Source organism: Namhaeicola litoreus (assembly GCF_042679565.1).
Lineage (GTDB): Bacteria > Bacteroidota > Bacteroidia > Flavobacteriales > Flavobacteriaceae > Namhaeicola > Namhaeicola litoreus.
Window position 1 is genome coordinate 273294 of the sequence record NZ_JBHTMY010000003.1, and the last position, 22706, is coordinate 295999.

The window sequence follows — 22706 nt, forward strand, 5'->3', positions numbered from 1 at the left end:
TCATCTTTGGCAAAATATGGTTTATTCCTTAAATTTGAGAAAATTAATACAAACCATAAATATTTTAAGATGAGTAAAGAAGAATATATTGCATTGAGCACAAAGCAATTAAAAGAAAAGTGTAACATAGACGCAGATGCAGCGCTGATGGAAGGAATAGTAAAGCATTTAGGTATTGCAGCCATGGGTGGTGACGCTTCTTTGGTTTCCTGCGAACAGGAATCTGAATTAAAAACAATCAAAGAAAGTTTTTTGTTCAAAAAATTAGGCTTAAAGGATGGTGCTAGTTTAGATGCTGCCATAAAGAAAGCTTGTGATGCACTCGGTTCATCTAATCCTTTGAAACGAAGAGCTGCATTCTATTATTTACTTTGTAAAGAATTTGGGATTAACTCCCTTTAAGCAAAAACTCCGCATCCGCGGAGTTTTTTTTAATTACCTTGATCCTCTTCATTGCCATCATCAATAGGTTCGTCGTTGTTTTCACCGTCAACCGGTAAACCTAGTTTTTGAGCTCTTTGCTTTTCAAGTACCCTTTCAATATTTCCATAATACGCATCGGCATTCGGATTATCTGAACCAATTTTGGCATATCCGTTTTTATAATATTTCAATGCTTTTTTATAATCATAGCCTGTTTCATAATACAAACCAATGTAATAGTCACCAATAGGAGATTCTGGATACAACCTCAAAATCATCTTTCCAAATTCTTCTAAATAATCACCATTTTCTTTGTCAATGACCACTGGTTCTACCCTAAATATATCAGATTCTCGAATTTTCATATTTGAACCAAACAAATATTCTATTTCGACATATTTTTTCTCTAAATATGCAATGGCTTCTGGCGGCGATAAATCAGCAATCTGCTCATCAAATTCTTCTTTAGAGATGGAAGAAAATAGTGCGAAAATCATGTCCATGGCACTCGGAATCGCCTGCCCAATAACGGCTGGCTTTGAATCGTTTTCAAAATTTTCAAACTTGTAGTGAAAAGACTCTACCTCAGAAAGTTTTAAAAGATTGTTGATATTGTTAATCTCTTTTTTATTATCTGCTCGGTTGTTATTGCTGTTGCATAAATAATAAAAAACTTGATCCGATAAGCTTTGCGACTTCGCTTCAAGTTTTTCTGGCATACTTGCATGTGTAGTCGGATTGATTAAGATATATGCATTGAATATATGATTGGGTTCTAAGAAAAAATAGTTAGCAAAATTGGCTGTTAATGTATTTCCAACAATGGTTTTAAAAAGTGACGTTCGATAATTGTCATCGATAAAATTGATAAGTTCTTGCCTAATAAAACCATAAAATTTTGTACTCTCTTCTGTGGGTAAACCTGTATCAACACTAAAATCACAATCATTGGCTCTTTCACCTTCTTGATTTTGAAAGATACCCACAACAATCTGCTCAGGGGCATTTTGTTCCGCAGCAAAAACTTTTGAATTGGCTACATAGATATCAAAAAGATACTCTGCATCTAAAACAATAGCAACGGGATAGGTATTCTTTGGATTAGATTCGTAGGAATCAGGGATGTAAATTTTCAGGTATCGCTCTGTGTTGAGTAGAGCAGAATTGAATTTTTTAATAGAAATGTTTTCCTGACCCTTCGCAAAAAAGCATGTCAGAAGTAAAAACAAGGCGATTTTCTTCATGTTTCAATTGATTTGTACCGTACAAATTAAATCTTTCTTGCGTAAAAATGTTTATTTTCGTCGCAGAAACTCAATGATTCAACGAAAATTTGTTTGAATTATTATCTCAAAGAAATCTTTTATGAAAGTGAATTGGCAAACAGTTAAAGAATTTGAAGATATAACCTATAAAAAATCAAGTGGAGTTGCAAGAATTGCATTTAACCGACCAGAAGTTAGAAATGCTTTTAGGCCAAAAACAACAGCAGAATTATACCAGGCTTTTTACGATGCTCAGGAAGATACAAGTATTGGAGTTGTGCTTCTTTCTGCGGAAGGTCCCTCTCCAAAAGATGGTGTCTATTCTTTTTGTAGCGGAGGCGATCAAAAAACAAGAGGACATCAGGGTTATGTTGGAGATGATGGTATGCATCGATTAAACATACTCGAAGTTCAACGTTTGATTCGTTTTATGCCAAAGGTTGTTATAGCTGTTGTCCCGGGTTGGGCCGTTGGTGGTGGCCACAGTTTACACGTGGTTTGCGACCTCACTTTAGCCAGTAAAGAACATGCCATATTCAAACAGACAGATGCAGATGTCACAAGTTTCGATGGCGGATATGGATCTGCCTATTTAGCTAAAATGGTGGGTCAGAAAAAGGCCAGAGAAATATTCTTTTTAGGGAGAAATTATTCCGCACAGGAAGCGATGGAAATGGGAATGGTCAATGCAGTGATCCCACATGCAGAACTTGAAAATACGGCTTATGAATGGGCTCAGGAAATTTTAGAAAAATCTCCAACTTCTATAAAAATGCTCAAATTTGCTATGAACTTGACAGACGACGGTATGGTTGGACAACAGGTTTTTGCCGGTGAAGCAACGAGGTTAGTTTACATGACAGAAGAAGCCAAGGAGGGTAGGAATGCTTTTATTGAAAAGCGGAAACCAAATTTTAAAAATATCAAATGGATTCCCTAGCTATTTATTTTTTATGATTTCGCAAACAGTAACGTTTTTAATCAAATGTCCCGACGCAAAAGGGTTAGTGGCAAAAGTGACTAATTTCTTTTATCTGAATGAATTCAATATTTTAAGTTGTCAGCAATATGTAAACTCGGTACAGAATACTTATTTTATGCGTATTCGTTTGAATGCAGATGGGACAGGTATCACCAAAAAAGAATTAGAGGAGAGATTTGCTTATTTGGCAAATCCTTTACACATGACATGGTCTGTTCATTATGGTGAGAGAAAGCAGAGAATGGCAATTCTCGTTTCACACACCAGTCATTGTTTATACGATCTTCTTGAAAGAAATAAAGAGGGAGATTTGGATTGTGATATTAGATTGGTCATCAGTAACCATCAAAAATTGAAACCTATTGCCGATATGTTTGGCTTGCCTTATCATTATTTACCCGTATCAAAAAAGACAAAAGGTGAGCAGGAGCAGCAAATGATTGAGCTAATAGAGAAAAATGATATAGACCTCATTGTCATGGCGCGCTATATGCAGATTCTTTCTTCTCAATTCATAGAGAAATACCCTGAAAGGATCATTAATATTCATCATTCTTTTTTGCCAGCCTTTCAGGGAGCAAATCCTTACCAGAGAGCTTATGAGCGCGGTGTTAAATTGATTGGTGCTACTGCGCATTATGCGACCACTGATTTAGATGAAGGTCCAATTATTGAGCAAGGTGTTGAAAGAGTTACGCATGAAAGTACTCCAGCTACTTTAAAAAGAATTGGAGCAGATATAGAAAGGTTGGTTTTAGCCAAAGCAGTAAAATGTCATTTACAAAATCAAATTATAGTGGCTGATAATCGGGCGATTGTTTTTCCCGAAGCCGGAGAATAAAAATAATAGTTATGAAAATCATTTGTATCGGAAGAAATTATGTTAAACACATAGAAGAATTAAAAAACGAAAAACCAGCGAATCCTGTTATTTTTTTAAAGCCAGATTCGGCTATTCTTCAGCCAAAGCAACCTTTTGTGATACCTGCATTTTCTCAAAATGTACATCATGAAATAGAGGTACTCGTAAAGATTAATCGGGTTGGTAAATTTATCGAACCAAAATTTGCACATAAATATTACAATGAGATCTCCTTGGGAATTGATTTTACGGCCAGAGATATTCAAGATGAATTAAAATCAAAAGGCTTACCGTGGGAGAAGGCTAAGGGTTTTGATGGAAGTGCTGTTTTAGGAGAATTTATCGATAAAAAAGACTTTGATCTTGATGATCTCTCTTTTCAACTCTATAAAAATGGAGCAATAGTTCAAGATGGAAATACCAAACATATGCTGTGGAAAATAGATGACATTATAGCCTATGTCTCACAGTTCTTTACCCTAAAAAAAGGAGATATTATTTTTACAGGTACACCGGAGGGAGTTGCACAGGTAAATACAGGTGATATGTTAGAGGGAAAATTAGATCAAAAAATGCTTTTTTCAATTAAAGTGAGATAGACAATATTTTGTTTTAGGATACCAATTTTCAAACCTCCATTTCTTATTTTTTCATACCTTAACCAAAAAAAGGTCATGATTAAAATCCTAAAGCGCTCCAAAAAAGTGGCATTTAATATTGATGAGTTTTTTGATAAAATAGAAACCGCTTCACTTAATTTTTCTTCGGGAATTGCCTACTATTTGAGAAATGATCTGGATCAATTCAGTCAAAACTTACAGACACTGAATCAACTTGAAAAGGAGGCAGATGCCATTCAGAGAAAAATAGAAAACGATTTTTATCAGCATGCGCTTATGCCTAATTATGCAGGCGATATTGTATTACTTTTAGAGAATGCAGATGATCTAATTGATATTGCCAACAATGTACTTACCCAATTTGATGTTGAAAATCCTCATATTCCTCAAAGCCTGCAAAACGATTTTATAGAATTAAATAATTTGGCTTCAAATTCTGTGAAAGATGTTATTCCGGCGGCAAGAATTTTCTTTACTTCACCCAACGAGGTTAAAGACAGGGTTCAAAAAGTATTGTTTTATAACCGTGAATGTACTGCCTATGGCAATAAAACGAAGAAAAAGATCTTTCAGGAAATGAATTCACTACAATTGGCCGAAAAAGTTCACCTCAGGTATTTTGTAAATAATATTGAGTCAATGTCTGATAAGGCTAAAATCTTGGCACATCAATTATCTTCATTAGTAATAAAAATAAAAATGTAAACGAACTCTTTTATGTTTTTATTTTTTTTAACAAGCGGTCTTTTCTTGGGTTGGACATTGGGTGCGAATGATGCCTCAAATGTATTTGGTTCTGCCGTTGGTTCAAAAATGATCAAATTTAGAGATGCCGCTATTGTTGCGTCGATCTTTGTTGTACTTGGCTCTGTCTTGCAAGGATTTGGAGGTGCTGAAACTTTGGGAAAACTAGGTGCTGTTGATGCTATCGGTGGAGCTTTTACAGTGTCGCTTTGTGCAGGACTGACCGTTTACTGGATGACCAAGGCAAAATTACCTGTCTCCACATCACAGGCTATCGTAGGAGGAATCATTGGTTGGAACTATTATACGCATAATCCAATAGAGACGAGTGAATTGATAAAGATTGTGAGTACTTGGTTTACAGCCCCTATTTTAGGTGGTATTTTTGCTGTCTTATTGTATTTGATCACCAAAAAAGTATTGCAAAAAAGTAAGATTCACATTATACGGTTAGATGCTTTTATCAAATTTGGTCTATTCATCGTAGGTGCGTTCGGTTCTTTTAGTTTGGGAGCAAATAATATTGCCAATGTTGTTGGGGTGTTTGTCCCATCTTTGCCAAAACTCACGTTTGACTTTGGTTTTTTTACTTTGAATTCTATTCAAGTATTATTTTTATTGGGAGGCTTGTCAATTGCTGCAGGAATAATTACATATTCAAAAAAAGTTATGCAAACGGTGGGCAGTTCTCTGATGAAGTTAAACTCCGAAACGGCTTTAATTGTTGTCCTTGCCCATTCGCTTGTCCTTTTTGTTTTTTCTTCCCCTTGGTTGTCGCAACTCGTAACGTATATTGGCCTGCCACCAATACCACTGGTTCCGGTTTCTAGCTCACAAGCTATAGTGGGCGCCATTATAGGGATTGGTTTACTCAAAGGAGGAAGAAATATTCAGGCAAATGTTATTGGTAAAATATTTGTTGGATGGATTCTTACCCCTCTAATAGCTGGTTTTTTAACCTTTGTTGCCTTGTTTGTCATGAGCAATGTTTTTAAAATCCAAGTGACTTCAGGTGTTCGGTTAGAAAATTTATCGAATAAAGAATTATCTGCTTTTCAGCAAAATTTTGATAAGGTAGATTTATCTCAACCTATATTTTGGATCATCACTACGGTTCTTATAATTTTAGTCGTCTATTTATTCATTAGGTTGATAAGACAGAATAATAAAGTAAAAGAAGAGAATTTTATTCGTCAAATGGAAAAATACGATTTACAACAAAAAACTTTAGAAAATGAAATTAGATTAAAAGAACTTGTTACTGAAGATCTTATTAAAGAGAATGAAAGAAAAAATGTTGCCCAGCGAAGTTTAGCCTTAAATATTGTTAAAAAAAATGATTTGTTAAAAAAACTTAAATCAATTTTGTTGGATATTGACAAGGACATGCTTTCAGAGCAGAGCAAAATAAAAATTGAAAAAATGGATGAAATCATTCATAAGGTTCTAGATTCTAAACAAGACAGGGCTTTGCTTCAGAAATATTTGACAGAAACGGAGGATGAGTTTTACCAGAAATTGGATCAAAAATATTCCGGATTAACGGAATTTGAAAAACGGATTGCTTCATTAATTCGTTCAAATTATAAACTAGCTGATATCGCGACTATTGTCAATTCTACGAGAGAAGAAGTAAAAGAGGTAATTAAGATATTGAAGAAAAGAATGAATGTTTTGAAGGGTGAGAAATTGAATAAAGTTTTGAAAAATATTTAAATCCATGGGACAGGAAATTGAGCGAAAATTTTTGGTAAAAAATGATAGTTACAAAAATCACGCAGAGGAGATGGTTGAAATCAGACAAGGATATTTGTCATCTGTCCCCGAAAGAAATGTGCGAATAAGAATTAATGGCAATAAAGGAATTATTACTGTTAAAGGATTAGGAAATGAAACCGGAGTTACAAGGTTCGAATGGGAAAAGGAAATATCCGTTGAAGAAGCGAAAGCACTATTAGATATTTGTGAACCGGGTAAAATTGAAAAGAAAAGGTATATCGTTAAGTATGGAGAGCATGTGTATGAAGTAGATGAGTTCTTGAATGAAAATCTGGGATTAGTCATCGCAGAACTAGAACTTAGTAGTGAAGATGAATCTTTTGAAAAGCCCGATTGGGTTGATAAAGAAGTGACAGGAGAAGTTAAGTATTACAATTCCGAACTCCTTAGAAACCCTTATAAAAACTGGAAGAGCATTTAATTTGCTAGTTTCTTTTCAAATAATTTTACACCCGCTTCATAGTATTTGTCTCCTTTTATCCAAAATGGCGTTTCGGGGTCGTTGGCAATCAATCTACAGGACAAAACATAAGATTTAAAAAACTTTTCCAGATAATCGTAGTTTAGACTTTCAGGATGATCTGTAACCTGATGGTAGTATTTATTTATTTCTTCATCAAAAGACGTAAAGCCCATACTATAAGTAGGTGCTGGAATTCCTTTCGCAGCAAAACTTACATTGTCAGACCTGTCAAACAATCCTTGTTCAGCCGCTGGATCATCAATAGCTGTTAAGCCAAAAGTTTTTGCAGCACCCACGATATGTTTAGCAGAAGATGTTCTGTTTAATCCAATAATAGTTGCCTTTGAAATGTCGTTATAACCCCCATTATCACTATTAAAACAAAATACACTTTGATTGAGCGGAACGACAGGGTGTTCAACATACCATTTGCTTCCCAACAGGCCCATTTCTTCACCAGTAAAAAGGATAAAAAGAGCCGATCTTTTTGTGGGAAATTTGGCGATATTTTCTGCTGCACTCAGCACTGTCACAGTTCCTACGGCATTGTCACGGGCACCGTTGTAAATAGAATCCTTTGTACCGTTTGGTTTTCCAACGCCATTATGGTCATAATGAGCAGAATAGATAACAAATTCATTTTTTAATTTTTCATCAGTTCCTTTTACGATTCCAATAACATTCTTAGAATGAATAATTTCTTTACTAATTCCATCCATTTTAATATGGACAGGATTTGCTTTTTGATTATCGTAAAAAACATTTTTTCCTTCAGGTTTTCTTAACCAAATATACAATAGGTCATCATTGGGTAGGTCGCTTTTCATAACCAGTTGTTCATCATTAAAGTTATGATCTAACCTAGACCACATTTCATCTTCCGCAGAGATCAGTTCAATAATTCCTAAAGCCCCATTCTCTTTGGCTAGTTTTGTTTTTTCTTTTCTAAACCTCAAAGCCGATCTCACTTCATTCTTTTCTGATGATCCGGCCTCCAACAAAACTATTTTTCCGTTGACATTTTTATTTTTATAATCATCGCTCAAACCAAAACCCACATAAATGGCCTCACCTTTAAAGTTTATATTTGTTTTATCAAATAGGATGAGGTCATTTAATATTTCATCATTTAAATTGATAGACTGACTTTTTGCACGACTTGTTTTTTCAAAAGGGACGTTTTGATAATAACCATTTTCTTTATCACCCGGTTCGACGCCATAACTTCTAAAAGCATTTGCCAAATAGGCTGCTGCAATATCAATTTCTGGGGTCCCGGTTTTTCTACCTCTTAATTCGTCTGAAGCTAAAAAATATATTTGCCCCTCAATTTTAAACTTATTTACTGTGCTTTCTACAAGTTCTTTTTCGGTTTGTGAAGAACAAAGTAGGGTAATTAAAAGTGAAAGACTTAGAAATACTATTTTCATATACTAATTTTAGAATATTGCGAATGTAGTAAAAACCTTTAATTGAATTCTGTTGATAATTTGCAGATGATGATTGTTTTCTTTTTCTGAAAATACAAGTGTATCTTTGCGATAACTTAAAAATCAAGACCTTGTTAGCAGAAATCATTACAATAGGAGACGAAATTTTAATCGGTCAAATTACTGATACTAACTCTAAATGGATAGCTGAAAGATTAAATGAAATTGGTATTTCTGTATATCAAATCACTTCAATTCAAGACGATAAGGAGCATATTTTAAAAACCTTAAAAGAAGCAGAGAAAAATGTTGATTTAATCATCATAACGGGGGGGTTGGGTCCAACAAAAGACGATATTACGAAAAATACGCTAGCAGAATATTTTCAGGATGAGTTGATTTATAGACCTGATGTTGCTGAGCATATCAGGCAACTTTTTTCAAAAATTAGAATTCGGGTTACACATTTAGACGATCATCAAGCAATGTTGCCCTCAAAATCGGTAGTACTTAAAAATCAATACGGAACGGCTAGTGGCATGTGGTTCAACGAAAACGGGAAAATAGTTGTTTCGCTACCAGGAGTTCCATTTGAAATGAAAGGTTTGATGTCTGAAACTGTAATTCCAAAATTGCAGGCATCTTTAAAACTCCCATTTATTATCCACAAGACAATGCAGACCTATGGATTGGGTGAGAGTAGAGTGGCCGAAAGACTTGAAGATTGGGAAGGTTCATTGCCAAAGCACATTAAAATGGCTTATTTGCCTTCATTTGGTAAGTTGCGTTTGCGATTGAGTGGGAAAGGGTTTGATCAATTAGAGCTCAAAAAATCTATAGATGATCAAATGACAAAACTGGAAGAATTACTTGAAGATATTTTTGTCGGTTATGAGGAATCTGAAAATATTGAGCAAATTGTACATAAGCTTTGTATAGATAATACATTGACTTTAAGTTCAGCTGAGAGTTGTACAGGAGGTAAAATTGCTCAAATGATTACGGCAATTCCTGGTGCATCAAATTTTTATAAAGGATCCGTTATTGCTTATTCAAAAGAAATAAAGGAGCAAGTTTTAGGGGTTCAGCCGGATATCATAGAAGAATTTTCTGTGGTAAGTGCTGAGGTAGCTAAAGAAATGGCTTTGAAGTGCAAAAAAATTTTTCAGTCAGATTTTGCCCTGGCCACAACGGGAAATGCCGGTCCGGGGAAAGATGATACAGATCAATCTGTCGGTACCGTGTTTATCGCGCTGGCTTCACAAAATGGTGTTTTGGTCGAAGAATTTAATTTTGGAAAACCTAGAGAAAAAGTCATAAATAAAGCCGCCAATAAAGCCTTGGAAATTTTAAAAAATGAAATAAGAAAAAACTATTAAAAAATAGTTTGCTACATCCAAAATAAATGTTATTTTTGCACCTCGTTTTGAATCTACATTAAATAAGTTAGAGATGTCAAGAGTTTGTGAGCTTACAGGAAAAAGAGCGATGGTTGGAAACAATGTGTCGCATGCGTTAAATCGTACGAAGAGAAAATTTAAGGTTAATTTGCTGAAAAAGCGTTTTTATCTTCCTGAAGAAGATAGATGGGTTGTATTAAAAATTTCTGCCAATGCTTTAAAAACAATTAACAAAAAAGGAATTGATGCTGTGCTCAAAGAAGCAAAAGCTAACGGTTATTTGAAAAAATAAAAAGAAATGGCAAAGAAGAGCAAAGGAAATAGAATCCAAGTGATATTAGAATGTACAGAACACAAAACTTCTGGACAGCCTGGAACTTCTAGGTATATCACTACAAAAAACAAGAAAAATACTCCAGACAGAATGGAATTGAAAAAATTCAATCCAATTTTGAAGAAAGTAACTGTTCACAAAGAGATAAAATAATTAGATCATGGCAAAGAAAGCAGTAGCATCGTTACAAACAGGTTCGAAAAGATTGACAAAAGTTGTCAAAATGGTGAAGTCGCCTAAATCAGGAGCTTACACTTTCGAAGAGAGCATTATGGATCCTGACAAAGTAAATGACTTCTTAAATAAGAAATAATCTCTTACTTTAAAAATATAACAAAGCTACTTTCCATCAAGGAAGTAGCTTTTTCTTTTTTATATTTGTAATCTTTTTGAAATAAAAAAGATGACTATGGGAATGGCCCCATTTTTTATTCGTTTTACCCCAAAATACGATCCAAATGAGTTTATTTAAAAAGTTTTTTTCAAAAGAAAAAAAAGAGACTTTAGACAAAGGTTTAGAAAAAAGCAGTAGTTCCTTTTTAAATAAATTATCAAAGGCTATTGTTGGCAAATCTAAAGTTGATGATGAGGTTTTAGATGATCTAGAAGAAATCTTAATCGCTTCTGATGTTGGTGTTGATACTACTTTAAAAATAGTTGAGAGAATTGAAAAACGGGTAGCGCAAGATAAGTATTTTGGCACTGACGAACTCAACAAAATATTGCGAGAAGAAATAACAACACTTTTAATTGAATCTGAAAAAGGTGGAAATATCGACTCTGTTGATAGTTTGCCAAAACCATATGTAATCATGGTTGTTGGGGTAAATGGTGTTGGGAAAACTACAACAATAGGTAAACTTGCGGCCCAATTCAAAAAAGAAGGAAAATCTGTTGTTCTTGGTGCTGGAGATACTTTTAGAGCAGCTGCAATAGATCAGTTACAAATATGGGCAGATCGTGTCGGTGTTACATTGATAAGACAAAATATGGGAAGTGACCCTGCTTCGGTAGCCTATGATACTGTTCAATCTGCTGTAAAGCAAAATGCAGATGTAGTTATCATAGATACGGCAGGTCGATTGCATAATAAGGTCAATTTAATGAATGAATTGTCGAAGATCAAGAGAGTTATGCAAAAGATTAAACCTGATTTGCCCAATGAGGTGCTCCTGGTTTTAGACGGATCTACAGGTCAAAACGCTTTTGAACAAGCCAAACAATTTACCAAAGCAACAGAGGTGACTGCCTTGGCGATCACTAAATTGGACGGTACTGCAAAAGGTGGTGTGGTCATTGGTATTTCAGATCAATTTCAAATACCTGTGAAGTATATTGGGGTTGGAGAAGGAATTGATGATCTCCAGATGTTTGATAAAGTAGAATTTGTGGATTCATTTTTTAAATAATCAATAAGTAAGCTTTGACTTAAAACAAAGTAATCACATAATTTATAGTAGTATGAGGACAAAATCCACGAAGAAGAATAAGATCAATGTAGTTACTTTAGGTTGCTCTAAAAATGTTTACGACAGTGAGGTTTTAATGGGTCAATTAAAAGCGAATAACAAAGAAGTAGTGCATGAAGATGAAAATGATGAAGGGAATATTGTTGTGATCAACACCTGTGGATTCATAGGAAAAGCCAAAGAAGAATCTGTCAATACAATTTTGCATTATGCTCAAAAAAAGGAGTTGGGTGAAATAGATAAGGTATTTGTTACAGGTTGTTTAAGTGAACGGTACAAGCCCGACTTAGAAAAGGAAATTCCGGATGTTGATAGTTATTTTGGAACACACGATTTGCCCAATTTACTAAAAGCGCTTGGGGCAGATTACAAGCATGAATTAGTAGGAGAGCGATTAACAACTACACCGAAGCATTATGCCTATTTAAAAATAGCAGAAGGTTGTGACAGGCCGTGTTCTTTTTGCGCAATTCCTTTGATGCGTGGAAAACATGTATCTACACCCATTGAGGATTTAGTAACGGAGGCTGAAAAACTCGCACAAAAGGGGATCAAAGAATTGATTTTAATTGCCCAAGATTTAACCTATTATGGACTAGATATCTACAAAAAAAGAGCTTTGGCAGAATTGCTTTTGGCATTGGTAAAAGTTGATGGTATTGAATGGATCAGGTTGCATTATGCCTTCCCAACCGGATTTCCGATAGATGTATTGGATGTAATGAAAAATGAGCCAAAGGTATGTAATTACATAGATATTCCTCTCCAACACGTCAATACAGAAATATTGAAATCAATGAAGAGAGGAACAACAGCAGAAAAAACAAAACAGTTATTGACCAGTTTTAGAGAAAAAGTGCCCAATATGGCTGTGCGAACGACTTTGATAGTCGGGTATCCTGGAGAAACTGAAGAGCAATTCAATGAACTTAAACAGTTTGTTATCGATTCAAAATTTGATAGAATGGGTTGTTTTGCTTATTCACATGAGGAGAATACTTCGGCCTATTTATTGGAAGATAATGTGCCTGAAAAAGTAAAAGAAAGAAGAGTAAATGAATTGATGGAAATTCAAAGTCAAATTTCTTTTGATCTTAATCAGGAAAAAGTAGGGAAAGTATTTAAATGTATATTTGATAGAAAAGAAGGAGATTTTTTTATTGGCCGAACCGAGTTTGATAGTCCCGATGTAGATAATGAAGTATTGGTAGATGCCAAGAATCATTATATTCAAATAGGTCAATTTATCGATATAGAGATAACAGAGGCTAGTGATTTTGACCTTTACGGAATACCTGTACGTAAATAAGGTTCCTCAGAGTTTATAAGGTTAGAAATTTTTGAAGATAAAACCGTATTTTTACGTCAAATTTTTATCACTATAGATTTGACTTTTTCAACTTTACCTCATCATAAAACGGGCTATTCAACTAAAATCATTCGCGATTATCTTAATCAAGACGAAAATATCAGGTCATTTTATAATCGTTTCCAAACCATAGAAGATTTTAAGGGTCAAATAGAGGAAAAGCTTAGTTCATATCCCAACCAAAACAGAGAAGTACTCGTAAAAAGTGTGAAGGCTCAATATCTTGAAACACCGGTTTCAGAATTGACCATGCATCATATAAATTTATTGTCAGAGGATAATACGTTTACGGTAGTTACCGGACATCAATTAAACTTGTTCACAGGACCTCTATATTTTTTGTATAAAATTACCTCAACAATTAACTTGTGTAAGAAATTGAAAAAGGAATACACAGATTTTAATTTTGTACCTGTATATTGGATGGCAACAGAGGATCATGATTTTGAAGAGATAAATTATTTCAGATATAAGAATGAAAAAATTGAATGGAAAAGAGCGGCAGGTGGGCCTGTGGGTCGATTTAAAAATGATGGATTAGATATTGTATTGAATGAGTTTTCTGAGCTTTTGGGTAAAAGTAGTCATGCCAAAAAGTTAAAAGGGATGTTCAAAATGGCATATTTAGATCATGAAAATTTAGCTATGGCTACTCGTTTTTTGGCAAATGAGCTCTTTGGTGAAGAAGGTTTAGTGATTGTTGATGGCGACGATAAAAATCTCAAAAGACTTTTTCAACCTTATATGGCAAATGAGTTGTTCGAAAACATTTGTGCGGAAAGGGTTTTGGATACATCCGAGAGGTTGAGTGAACAGTACGATACTCAGGTAAACCCAAGAGAAATTAATCTTTTTTATATCGAAGATGGGCTTAGAGAGCGCATTGTAGAAGAAAATGGACTTTTTAAAGTAAATGAAACGAATTTAGTTTTTACTAAAGAAGAAATTCGAACAGAGCTCGAAAATTTCCCTCAGAAGTTCAGTCCAAACGTTTTAGTGAGACCCTTGTACCAAGAGGTTATTTTACCTAATCTTTGTTACATTGGAGGAGGAGGTGAGTTGGCTTACTGGTTACAGTTAAAAGATTTTTTTGAATCGCAAAAAGTTCCATTTCCCATTTTATTATTAAGAAATTCAGCATTAATCCTCAATAAAAAGCAAAGTGAAAAACTAAGGAAATTAGATATTTCTATGGAGGAACTCTTTTTTCCAACGCATAAATTGATTCAAACGAAGATCAAAGAAGAATCTAGCATAGAAATTGATTTTTCTGAACAAAGGGCATTATTGGAACAGATGTTTTCTACATTAGAAGAACTATCTAATAAAACCGACAGATCTTTTTCAGGAGCAGTGAGAGCCCAACATAAAAAGCAATTGAATGGCTTAGCTAATTTAGAAAAGAAACTACTCAGAGCCGAAGCTCGTAAGCATAAAGATCTTGTAAATAGAATAGAGTTGATTAAAAGCGAACTTTTCCCGAAAGGTTCTTTGCAAGAAAGAATAACTAATTTTTCTACTTTTTACGAAGAAAGTGGGCAAGCTTTTGTGCAATTATTGCTAGAAACATTTGATCCACTTTTACAGGAGTTTTATATTATTGAGCTAGATTAGTCCTGCGATTTCTAAAGCCCTCCAATAGGCTTGTGCTCTGTATTCTGTCTCAAAATTAGGAAGTTCATGAGGTAAAATCCAATGCAGTTCATCAAATTCATCATCCTGTGGAATTATATTTGTAGTATGGTCAAACCTTATCTTTACAATTGACAATTCTTGCCCCATCCATACAGGATGACAATCGGGAGGAAATGGATAATTAATTTTTTCTTCATAGATGGAAAGGATATATTGCTCATCGAGATGATAATCTAATTCTTCACGTAATTCTCGTTTAATACCACATATTAAATCTTCTTTTGGTTCCAATCCTCCTTGTGGGAATTTATAACTTCTATCTCTTGGAGAATAACCTATCAATACTTTGCCTTCATCATTTAAAATGACTGCCATTACAGCTTGACGGAAAATTTTTGCCATAATCTAAAATAAAAAAAAAAGATCGCAATTGCGATCTTTAATATTGTAAAATAAATGTTTTATTTAAACAAAAACAAGGAGAAAAACATGGCCACTCTGCTGAATCTGCCGGCGCTCGATTTCACTCTTGTTGCTATATTATTTTCTGAATGAAGTTTTATCTCTTTTTTAGAAGTAAAACTTGAAACCAATTGAGATACGTCGTCTAGTAATTTGTAACAAGCTACGGTTAATTTTTCATTTCTAGGTAAGTAGTCACCTTGTGGATAAAGAATTAACAGAAAATCATCATTATTATCTGGAGATGTAAAACTGTCTTCCAAAGATTCAGCATCATCACTCACTAATAATTCTCTCCGAATTTCTTTGAAAACGGATAATTTACTATTATCTATGATAGAAAAATTACCAACTTCCATTAAGAATTCAATTTTTTCATTGAAAGTGGAAAACAATTTTTCCTTACCTATTACTTTTTTTGTGATTGTTTCGCCAAACATCTCTTGGATGTAGTTTGAAATCATATCTTCAATAAATAAGCAAGAAAGAAAAAATTCCCTTTTTATAGTCACCTCGTTTGTCAACATAAATAGATTAATTAAGCCAATAGGCATATTAATTAAAACGCATTATGAGGGGATATATTTTGTAGGGGGGAATGGTTAATATGTAAAAGTATAAAAAAAAATGTTCTAAAAAAAATCCTCCTATGATTTAGGAGGATTTTAACACATATAATATCTTGACATTCAAGCTTACTTCTTGAATTTATCGTATTTAGATCTAAATTTATCGATTCTACCAGCGGTATCAACTAATTTCATCTTACCAGTATAATATGGGTGAGAAGTTCTTGAAATTTCCAATTTCACCAATGGATATTCTACTCCGTCAATATCAATTGTTTCTTTCACATCTACAGTTGACTTCGTGATAAATACTTCTTCATTAGACATATCTTTGAAGGCAACTAATCTATAATTTTCGGGATGAATTCCTTTTCTCATCGTAATTTCATTTTAATTTTATACTTTCGCTTCATTAAAAAATGAAAACAGCTATTGCTATTTTTGGCTTGCAAATTTAAGCATAATTTTTAATTCTCAAACAATTATTTGTATTATTTGAATTTTTATTTCCTATGAATTTTACAAAGTCCTTTCTTGTTTTTTGTATTCTCGTAATTTTCTCTTCCTGCAGCAACAAATATAAGCTCGAACTTAAGTCGCCAAGCACAATCCAAATAGATAAAAAATTGTCTCTTGAAGTGGTAGAGAAAAATCAGAATAAAATCGATTCTGTTCAATACTTTTTAAATGGACAGGAATTAAAGGATTTACCGGCAGATATATCTCAAATGAAATTGGGTAAACAGGCGCTTACTGCAACCGTTTATTTCGACGGTGAAAAAAAGATACTAACCAATACGGTTTACTTTATGGCGGCTCACCCTCCATTGATTTATAACTATGAGATTGTAAAAGAATTTCCGCACGACCAACTCGCATTTACCCAAGGTTTTGAATATCACGATGGTTATATTTATGAAAGTACAGGTCAGTACGGACAATCGAGTTTGAGAAAAGTTGAATTGGAAACTGGAAAAGTTTTGGAAAAGGTGATCGTCGATAAGCAATATTTTGCGGAAGGCTTGACTATTAAAAATGATAAAATTTATCAATTAACCTGGCAAAAGGGAATTGGTTTTGTGTATGATTTGGCCACTTTAAAAGTAATTGACACTTTTAAATACAACCAAAGTAAAGAGGGCTGGGGTCTCACGCATAATAATGATCAATTAATTAAATCAGACGGAACAGAACGCATTTGGTTTTTAGATAGCAATGATTTAAGTGAGAAATCTTTTATTGAAGCTTATACAGATCAAAGAAAGGCTGAAAAATTAAATGAACTTGAATTTGTCAAGGGAAAAATTTACGCCAATATCTGGCAACAAAATTCTATTCTAATCATAGATCCTGAAAAGGGCGCTATAGAAGGAATTGCTAACTTAAAAGGTTTACAAAATGAAGCCGGTCAACAAGGGGATGATAATGTACTGAATGGGATTGCTTACGATGAGGCCAACGACCGATTATTTGTTACCGGTAAAAAATGGAATAAGGTATTTGAAATCAAATTAGTCAAAAAATAAAGGAATGAAATATGCCTTTGTTTCTATTGTAATATCGATATTGTTCTCCGCTTGTTTAAGCAGTGATTTTGATACAACCATAAATAAAGGTTCGCTAACTTTTTCGAAAGACACCTTATATCTAGACACCGTTTTTACAAATACTAGTTCTAGTACAAGAACACTTAAAGTTTATAATAAAAGCAATCAAAACTTATCTATTCCTTCTGTTTATTTAGAGCGAGGAAATTCTTCTTTTTACAGGCTTAACGTAGACGGTGTTTCTGGTAAAAGAGTTGAGAATATAGATATTCTGGCAAAGGATAGCTTGTTTATTTTTGTAGAAGTCACAATCGATTTTAATCAAGTTTCGGACCCTTTATATATTGATCAAATTGTTTTTTCATCTGAAAATGAACCACAAAAAGTTGAGCTGGTAACTTTGGTTCAAGATGCACATTTTTTATTTCCACAAAAAAACAGTGAAGGAATCAAGGAAACCTTAGAAATCGGGATAGATGAGGAAGGGAACTCTATTGTTGTAGATGGTTTTTACCTTTCAGGAAGTCAGCAATGGACAAATGATAAGCCATATGTGATCTATGGTTTTGCCGGAGTATCATCAGGAAATTCACTTCAGATTTCGAAAGGGACACAAATTTATTTTCATCAAAACTCGGGATTGATCATTGAAAAGGGTGGGAGTCTAGAAATGACAGGAGAGATTGGTGAAGAGGTTGTTTTGCAAGGAGATCGTTTAGAACAACTTTATAAAGATAATCCCGGTCAATGGTCTACAATATGGTTAAGAGCAGGTAGTGTTGACAATCGTTTTGAGAATGTTATCATAAAAAATAATGATATTGGGATAGTAACGGATTCCTTAATTTCTCAAATCGATGCAGGATTAACACTTAAAAATGTACAAATTTACAACACTTCATCCTTTGGAATTTTGGGTAGAAATGCACATATCAAAGCAGAAAATGTGGTTGTGGCAAATAACGGGAATGCCTCAGTGGCTTGCACTTTTGGAGGAAAATATGAGTTTATACACAGCACTTTAGCAAATTTTTGGAATAAAAGTATTAGACAATTTCCAACATTGTATATTAATAATTTTGTTTTGTCTTCGAATGGGGAGATGACGGCTTTAGCGAATAATTTAGTTCAAGCTAATTTTATCAATTGTATTATTGATGGGAATCAAAATGCAGAAATGGTTTTAGAAAGAATGGATGGCGCAGATTTTAATTATTTTTTTCAAAATAATTTGATTCAGTTCTCAGATAATAGTGGATCAGAGCCTTTATACGATTTTAATAATCCAATTTATTATCTCAATAATATTTTTACTGGAAATTCAGATTTTCTAGGGATTTCTCAGAATAATTTTCTTATTGGGGAAGATTCAGAAGCCATAGACCTAGCGGATCAATTGAAGGCACAAGAAGTACCTTTTGATTTATTGGGCAATGACAGAAGGGTAAGTCCGGATGCGGGTGCATATCAATATGCTGAAGACACCCAATAGTACACAAGATTTTAATTCATTTAATATTTTTACTATCCTATTTTACCTCTTAAGAAGCCTAGCTACTTAATTGACTTAAGATTTATTCATTCTTATATACTTTGCCGTCTTTCATTACAAAAACAACTTTTTCCATGGTTTTTATGTTTTTAGTCGGATCGTCCTCAACAGCGATAATATCTGCTAATTTCCCCGCTTTTAACACGCCAATTTTGTCATTTTTTAAAAGTTTTGCATTGGTAGAGGTAGCACAAATTATTGTTTCTATTGGTGGCATACCAGCCTCTGTCATATAGGCAAATTCTTTTCCGTTCAATCCATGAGGAAAAACGCCGGCATCAGTTCCAAAAGCAATAGGTACACCTTTTTTATAGGCTGTTTGAAATGTTCCTTGAATTTTAGGTCCTATTTCTGCCGCTTTAGGAACGATGATCTCAGGATAAAACCCTTTAATTTTTGCTTTGTCACTAACTTCCTTACCAGCGGTAATTGTGGGAACATAGAAAACATCATATTCTATCATTAAACCCATCGTTTTTTCGCTCATTAATGTTCCATGCTCAATGGTTTTTACTCCACCCAGAATTGCTCTTTGCATTCCTTCATCACCATGAGCATGGGCGGCAACGTGCATATCGTAGTCTTTTGCTGTTTCGCAAATTGCTTTTATTTCTTCTAATGTAAACTGTGGATTCTGACCATTCTTCGCAACACTTAAAACGCCACCTGTTGCCGTAATTTTTATCACATCTGCTCCATTTTTATAACGTTGGCGCACCGCTGCTCTTGCTTCGTCTGGTCCATTAATGACGCCTTGCAAGGGGCCTGGATTTTCTGCTAGATCTTTTTTTATACCATTAGACGGATCTGCATGCCCGCCTGTAGTACCTATCGCCTTACCGCAAGAATAAATTCTTGGTCCCTCCGCCACTCCTTTGTCTATAGCGTTTCTCAAAGCAGTATTAACACCAGTGCCACCCAGATCTCGCACCGTTGTAAATCCTGCCAATAAAGTAGTCTTGGCATTTTTTGCAGTTTCGAAAGCGATATCGGCTTCGTTCATAGTAAATCGGTTTAAGTATGTAGAAGCACTTTGTTCGGACTCTAAATGAACGTGCATATCAATAAGTCCTGGTAAAACTGTTTTGTTTTTCAAATCGATTACATGGTCTGCATTGGAAGATGGATTTTGATATCCCTTTACCACAGTCTTGATCATATTTTCGCTAATCACAACAGTCATTTCCGTTTGAACTTTTTTTTGCTCAACATCGATTAACTTTCCACAATGCAAATAAGTATTTTGTGCGGTTGAAATTAAATAAACAAAGAAAAATAACGTTATTACAAATAGTCGCATAATTGTGGATTTATTCGCCAAGATAAAAAAATAAAATAGACTAAATTTACAGTGCTAAACAAATTAATAAAATGGAATCTAAGAATATTGTAGTAACTGGAGCGAGCAGAGGTATAGGTTTTGAATTAGTGAAACTTTTGAGTGAACACGATCATCATGTTTTGGCCATAACTCGAAATAAAGATTCGATGATCAAATTGCAAAAAACGCATAAAAATATCACCGTTTTAGAAATGGAAATTACTCAAAAGAAAGATTTAAAGGCGTTCAAAGATTTTCTTTTTTCGTTGTGGAAAAAGGTGGATGTTGTAATTCATAATGCCGGGGCTTTGATACACAAACCTTTCTTTAAAACTTCATTGGAAGACTTTATAGAGGTTTATAAAGTTAATGTGTTCGCTGTTGCAGAGTTAACAAAAATCATCTTGCCCTTGATGAAAAAGGGTGGACATGTTGTTGCCATAAGCAGTATGGGAGGAATTCAAGGTAGTAGGAAATTTGCGGGTTTATCGGCGTACTCCTCATCTAAAGGTGCAGTAATTACTTTGTTTGAATTGTTGGCCGAAGAATACGCTTCTATAGGAATAAATTTTAATGTATTGGCTCTAGGAGCTGTTCAAACAGAAATGTTGGCCAATGCTTTTCCAGGTTTTAAAGCAAGTGTTACACCGTCAGATATGGCTAAATATATTTTAGATTTTTCTTTGGAGCAAGGGCATTTATTTAACGGTAAAGTAATTGAAGTCTCAAATTCTACACCCTGAAAATAGATATTAGATCTTCATATTCTTTGTATGTTTGTGATCTATTAATGTGTCAGATTGGAAAAAAGAGTTGAGATTTTAGCTAAATATTTACCCAGTGCTGCGGTAAATATGGTGGATGAACTTTTTGATATTTACCATTTTCATTTTGTAATAGTCTCAAAAAGGAAAACTAAACACGGAGATTTTAGAAGGCTAAGAAATGGTGATTACCAGATTACTATTAACAATGATTTGAACAAATATCGTTTTTTACTTACCTTAATTCATGAAATGGCACATTTGCTAACGTTTAAAGAAAAACCTAAAAGCAAGCCGCATGGAATAGAGTGGAAGACCAATTTTCAAAGGTTAATGTTACCCTTTCTTCAACCAGATATTTATCCACATGACATTTTAATACACTTGGCAAAGTATTTAAAAAATCCCAAGGCAAGTACTGATGCCGATATTCAGCTTTCATTATCCCTAAAAAAGTATGATGATGAGAAGGAGGGAAGTTATATTCATGAAATCCCCACAAATGCTACTTTCTTTTACAGAAATGTGGCGTATCAAAAAGGAAATAAAAGAAGGACAAGATTTGAATGTGTTGAGTTAAAATCTAAAAAGAAATATTTGTTCCATCATAATGCTTTAGTTAAAATTCAAGAGAGTTAAAAAATATTTTCACAATGAATAAAAATTATTATGCTTTAATAATGGCCGGTGGAATCGGTTCCAGATTTTGGCCTGTTAGTACAAAAGAAAATCCAAAGCAATTTCACGATATGTTGGGTACTGGTAGATCATTGCTCCAACAAACTTTTGATCGTTTGTCAAAAATTATTCCCGCAGAGAATATTTTGATCGCTACAAATAAAATGTACACAGCTTTGGTAAAGGAACATTTGCCTCAGATCAAAGATGGGCAAATCTTAGCTGAGCCAGCCATGAGGAATACGGCTCCTTGCATTTTGTACAGTGCCTTAAAAATTAAATCGTTGAACAAAGATGCAGTGATGATTGTAGCTCCATCAGATCATCATATAGAGAATGAAGAAACCTTTGCTTCAAATGTAATTACAGCTTTTAAAGCCTGTGAAGAGAATGATATCTTAATGACTTTGGGAATTGAACCTTCAAATCCGAATACTGGTTATGGCTATATTCGATTTGAAAATTCGAAAAATGAAATAAAAAAGGTGATCAATTTTACAGAAAAACCAGATTTGGAAACTGCGAAGGAATTTATTAAGCAAGGAGATTATTTGTGGAATGCCGGGATTTTCGTTTGGAGTGTAGAAAGTGTTTTGACTGCGTTCGAAGTTAGTTTACCTAAAATGTATAAACTTTTTGAAAAAGGGAATTCTTTGTATAATTCTTCAAAAGAAGAGAGCTTTATTGAACAAAATTATGGTTTGGCGGAGAATGTCTCAATCGATTATGGCATCATGGAAAGTGCAAAAAATGTTTTTGTTTTACCCGTAGATTTTGGCTGGAATGATTTGGGTACATGGGGAGCGCTTTACGACAAATTAGAAAAAGATCAATCGGAAAATGCTGTTGTAAATGCCAGGGTTTATGCGGAGAATGCCGCTAAAAATATGATCAGCACAGCATCAGGAAAAAAGGTTGTGGTTAAAGGACTAGACAATTATATCATTGTAGATACTGAAAATACTTTACTTATCTTGCCAAAAGAAAATGAACAGGATATAAAAGAAATTTCAGCTAAGGTGAATCAAACTAAATAGT

25 protein-coding genes are annotated in these 22706 nt (G+C 34.1%); 19 read left to right on the forward strand and 6 right to left on the reverse strand.

The annotated features are described in order from the left end of the window. The first annotated feature begins 69 nt into the window (after nt 1-69). Entirely contained in the window at nt 70-402 is a 333-nt protein-coding gene (locus ACFQ39_RS08520; protein WP_377178032.1) for a DUF2853 family protein, read from the forward strand. A 29-nt stretch (nt 403-431) separates the two neighbouring features. On the opposite strand, the gene ACFQ39_RS08525 is transcribed toward ACFQ39_RS08520, so the two are convergent. Beyond that, complete coding sequence (locus ACFQ39_RS08525; protein WP_377178034.1) at nt 432-1667, reverse strand: alpha/beta hydrolase; 1236 nt, start codon at nt 1665-1667, stop codon at nt 432-434. A 121-nt stretch (nt 1668-1788) separates the two neighbouring features. On the opposite strand from ACFQ39_RS08525, the gene ACFQ39_RS08530 reads away from it, so the two are divergent. From ACFQ39_RS08530 to ACFQ39_RS08555, 6 genes are all read left to right on the forward strand, one after another. After that, nucleotides 1789-2628 carry a 1,4-dihydroxy-2-naphthoyl-CoA synthase gene (locus tag ACFQ39_RS08530; protein ID WP_377178036.1) on the forward strand — a complete coding sequence of 280 codons (840 nt, stop codon included), beginning with the start codon at nt 1789-1791 and terminating at the stop codon, nt 2626-2628. Between the two features lie 13 nt (nt 2629-2641). After that, on the forward strand, nt 2642-3511 hold the full coding sequence (gene purU, locus ACFQ39_RS08535; RefSeq protein ID WP_377178038.1) for a formyltetrahydrofolate deformylase: 870 nt from the start codon (nt 2642-2644) through the stop codon (nt 3509-3511). Between the two features lie 11 nt (nt 3512-3522). Then, nucleotides 3523-4131, forward strand: a complete 609-nt coding sequence (locus tag ACFQ39_RS08540) for a fumarylacetoacetate hydrolase family protein (protein WP_377178040.1) — start codon at nt 3523-3525, stop codon at nt 4129-4131. A 75-nt stretch (nt 4132-4206) separates the two neighbouring features. Beyond that, nucleotides 4207-4857 (forward strand): DUF47 domain-containing protein, encoded by a 651-nt coding sequence (locus ACFQ39_RS08545; protein ID WP_377178042.1) that lies wholly within the window; start codon nt 4207-4209, stop codon nt 4855-4857. 12 nt (nt 4858-4869) lie between these two features. Further along, nucleotides 4870-6612, forward strand: coding sequence for an inorganic phosphate transporter (locus ACFQ39_RS08550; protein ID WP_377178044.1), 1743 nt, complete (start codon nt 4870-4872; stop codon nt 6610-6612). 4 nt (nt 6613-6616) lie between these two features. Then, nucleotides 6617-7096: a CYTH domain-containing protein gene (locus ACFQ39_RS08555; protein WP_377178046.1), complete on the forward strand. Its 480-nt coding sequence runs from the start codon at nt 6617-6619 to the stop codon at nt 7094-7096. Here the strand turns inward: ACFQ39_RS08555 and ACFQ39_RS08560 are convergent. Beyond that, nucleotides 7093-8568, reverse strand: coding sequence for a M28 family peptidase (locus tag ACFQ39_RS08560; RefSeq protein ID WP_377178048.1), 1476 nt, complete (start codon nt 8566-8568; stop codon nt 7093-7095). The genes ACFQ39_RS08555 and ACFQ39_RS08560 overlap by 4 nt on opposite strands. A gap of 131 nt (nt 8569-8699) precedes the next feature. On the opposite strand from ACFQ39_RS08560, the gene ACFQ39_RS08565 reads away from it, so the two are divergent. The 7 genes from ACFQ39_RS08565 to bshC all read left to right on the forward strand — a co-directional run bounded on the left by ACFQ39_RS08565 (nt 8700) and on the right by bshC (nt 14754). Further along, nucleotides 8700-9947: a competence/damage-inducible protein A gene (locus tag ACFQ39_RS08565; protein WP_377178050.1), complete on the forward strand. Its 1248-nt coding sequence runs from the start codon at nt 8700-8702 to the stop codon at nt 9945-9947. A 73-nt stretch (nt 9948-10020) separates the two neighbouring features. Then, nucleotides 10021-10260, forward strand: coding sequence for a 50S ribosomal protein L28 (gene rpmB / locus ACFQ39_RS08570; protein ID WP_377178052.1), 240 nt, complete (start codon nt 10021-10023; stop codon nt 10258-10260). 6 nt (nt 10261-10266) lie between these two features. After that, the gene (gene rpmG / locus ACFQ39_RS08575; RefSeq protein WP_377178054.1) at nt 10267-10455 is read left to right on the forward strand and encodes a 50S ribosomal protein L33; all 189 of its coding nucleotides are present in this window, start codon (nt 10267-10269) and stop codon (nt 10453-10455) included. A 7-nt stretch (nt 10456-10462) separates the two neighbouring features. Continuing rightward, entirely contained in the window at nt 10463-10615 is a 153-nt protein-coding gene (locus ACFQ39_RS08580) for a DUF4295 domain-containing protein (protein ID WP_377178056.1), read from the forward strand. A gap of 145 nt (nt 10616-10760) precedes the next feature. Continuing rightward, nucleotides 10761-11711 (forward strand): signal recognition particle-docking protein FtsY, encoded by a 951-nt coding sequence (ftsY, locus tag ACFQ39_RS08585; RefSeq protein WP_377178058.1) that lies wholly within the window; start codon nt 10761-10763, stop codon nt 11709-11711. A gap of 52 nt (nt 11712-11763) precedes the next feature. Then, nucleotides 11764-13080 (forward strand): 30S ribosomal protein S12 methylthiotransferase RimO, encoded by a 1317-nt coding sequence (rimO, locus tag ACFQ39_RS08590; RefSeq protein ID WP_377178060.1) that lies wholly within the window; start codon nt 11764-11766, stop codon nt 13078-13080. A gap of 78 nt (nt 13081-13158) precedes the next feature. Beyond that, entirely contained in the window at nt 13159-14754 is a 1596-nt protein-coding gene (gene bshC / locus ACFQ39_RS08595; protein WP_377178062.1) for a bacillithiol biosynthesis cysteine-adding enzyme BshC, read from the forward strand. On the opposite strand, the gene ACFQ39_RS08600 is transcribed toward bshC, so the two are convergent. The 3 genes from ACFQ39_RS08600 to ACFQ39_RS08610 all read right to left on the reverse strand — a co-directional run bounded on the left by ACFQ39_RS08600 (nt 14746) and on the right by ACFQ39_RS08610 (nt 16184). Then, nucleotides 14746-15177, reverse strand: coding sequence for an NUDIX domain-containing protein (locus ACFQ39_RS08600; protein WP_377178064.1), 432 nt, complete (start codon nt 15175-15177; stop codon nt 14746-14748). The genes bshC and ACFQ39_RS08600 overlap by 9 nt on opposite strands. A 59-nt stretch (nt 15178-15236) precedes the next feature. Continuing rightward, on the reverse strand, nt 15237-15764 hold the full coding sequence (locus ACFQ39_RS08605; RefSeq protein WP_377178066.1) for a hypothetical protein: 528 nt from the start codon (nt 15762-15764) through the stop codon (nt 15237-15239). A 168-nt stretch (nt 15765-15932) separates the two neighbouring features. Beyond that, nucleotides 15933-16184 (reverse strand): type B 50S ribosomal protein L31, encoded by a 252-nt coding sequence (locus tag ACFQ39_RS08610; RefSeq protein ID WP_377178068.1) that lies wholly within the window; start codon nt 16182-16184, stop codon nt 15933-15935. A gap of 248 nt (nt 16185-16432) precedes the next feature. On the opposite strand from ACFQ39_RS08610, the gene ACFQ39_RS08615 reads away from it, so the two are divergent. After that, entirely contained in the window at nt 16433-17332 is a 900-nt protein-coding gene (locus tag ACFQ39_RS08615) for a glutaminyl-peptide cyclotransferase (protein ID WP_377178070.1), read from the forward strand. A 4-nt stretch (nt 17333-17336) separates the two neighbouring features. Beyond that, nucleotides 17337-18845 carry a hypothetical protein gene (locus ACFQ39_RS08620; RefSeq protein WP_377178072.1) on the forward strand — a complete coding sequence of 503 codons (1509 nt, stop codon included), beginning with the start codon at nt 17337-17339 and terminating at the stop codon, nt 18843-18845. Nucleotides 18846-18927: 82 nt separating this feature from the next. Here ACFQ39_RS08620 and ACFQ39_RS08625 read toward each other — a convergent pair whose 3' ends face one another. After that, nucleotides 18928-20205 carry a metal-dependent hydrolase family protein gene (locus ACFQ39_RS08625; protein WP_377178074.1) on the reverse strand — a complete coding sequence of 426 codons (1278 nt, stop codon included), beginning with the start codon at nt 20203-20205 and terminating at the stop codon, nt 18928-18930. A 71-nt stretch (nt 20206-20276) separates the two neighbouring features. Here ACFQ39_RS08625 and ACFQ39_RS08630 point away from each other — a divergent pair, with 71 nt between their 5' ends. The 3 genes from ACFQ39_RS08630 to ACFQ39_RS08640 are packed head-to-tail and all read left to right on the forward strand — an operon-like array spanning nt 20277 to nt 22705. After that, nucleotides 20277-20969, forward strand: coding sequence for an SDR family NAD(P)-dependent oxidoreductase (locus ACFQ39_RS08630; RefSeq protein ID WP_377178076.1), 693 nt, complete (start codon nt 20277-20279; stop codon nt 20967-20969). A gap of 57 nt (nt 20970-21026) precedes the next feature. Then, on the forward strand, nt 21027-21629 hold the full coding sequence (locus ACFQ39_RS08635) for a SprT-like domain-containing protein (protein ID WP_377178078.1): 603 nt from the start codon (nt 21027-21029) through the stop codon (nt 21627-21629). Nucleotides 21630-21643: 14 nt separating this feature from the next. Continuing rightward, a complete protein-coding gene (locus ACFQ39_RS08640) occupies nt 21644-22705 on the forward strand; it encodes a mannose-1-phosphate guanylyltransferase (RefSeq protein ID WP_377178080.1) in 1062 nt (353 codons plus the stop codon). The last annotated feature ends 1 nt before the right edge of the window (nt 22706 follow it).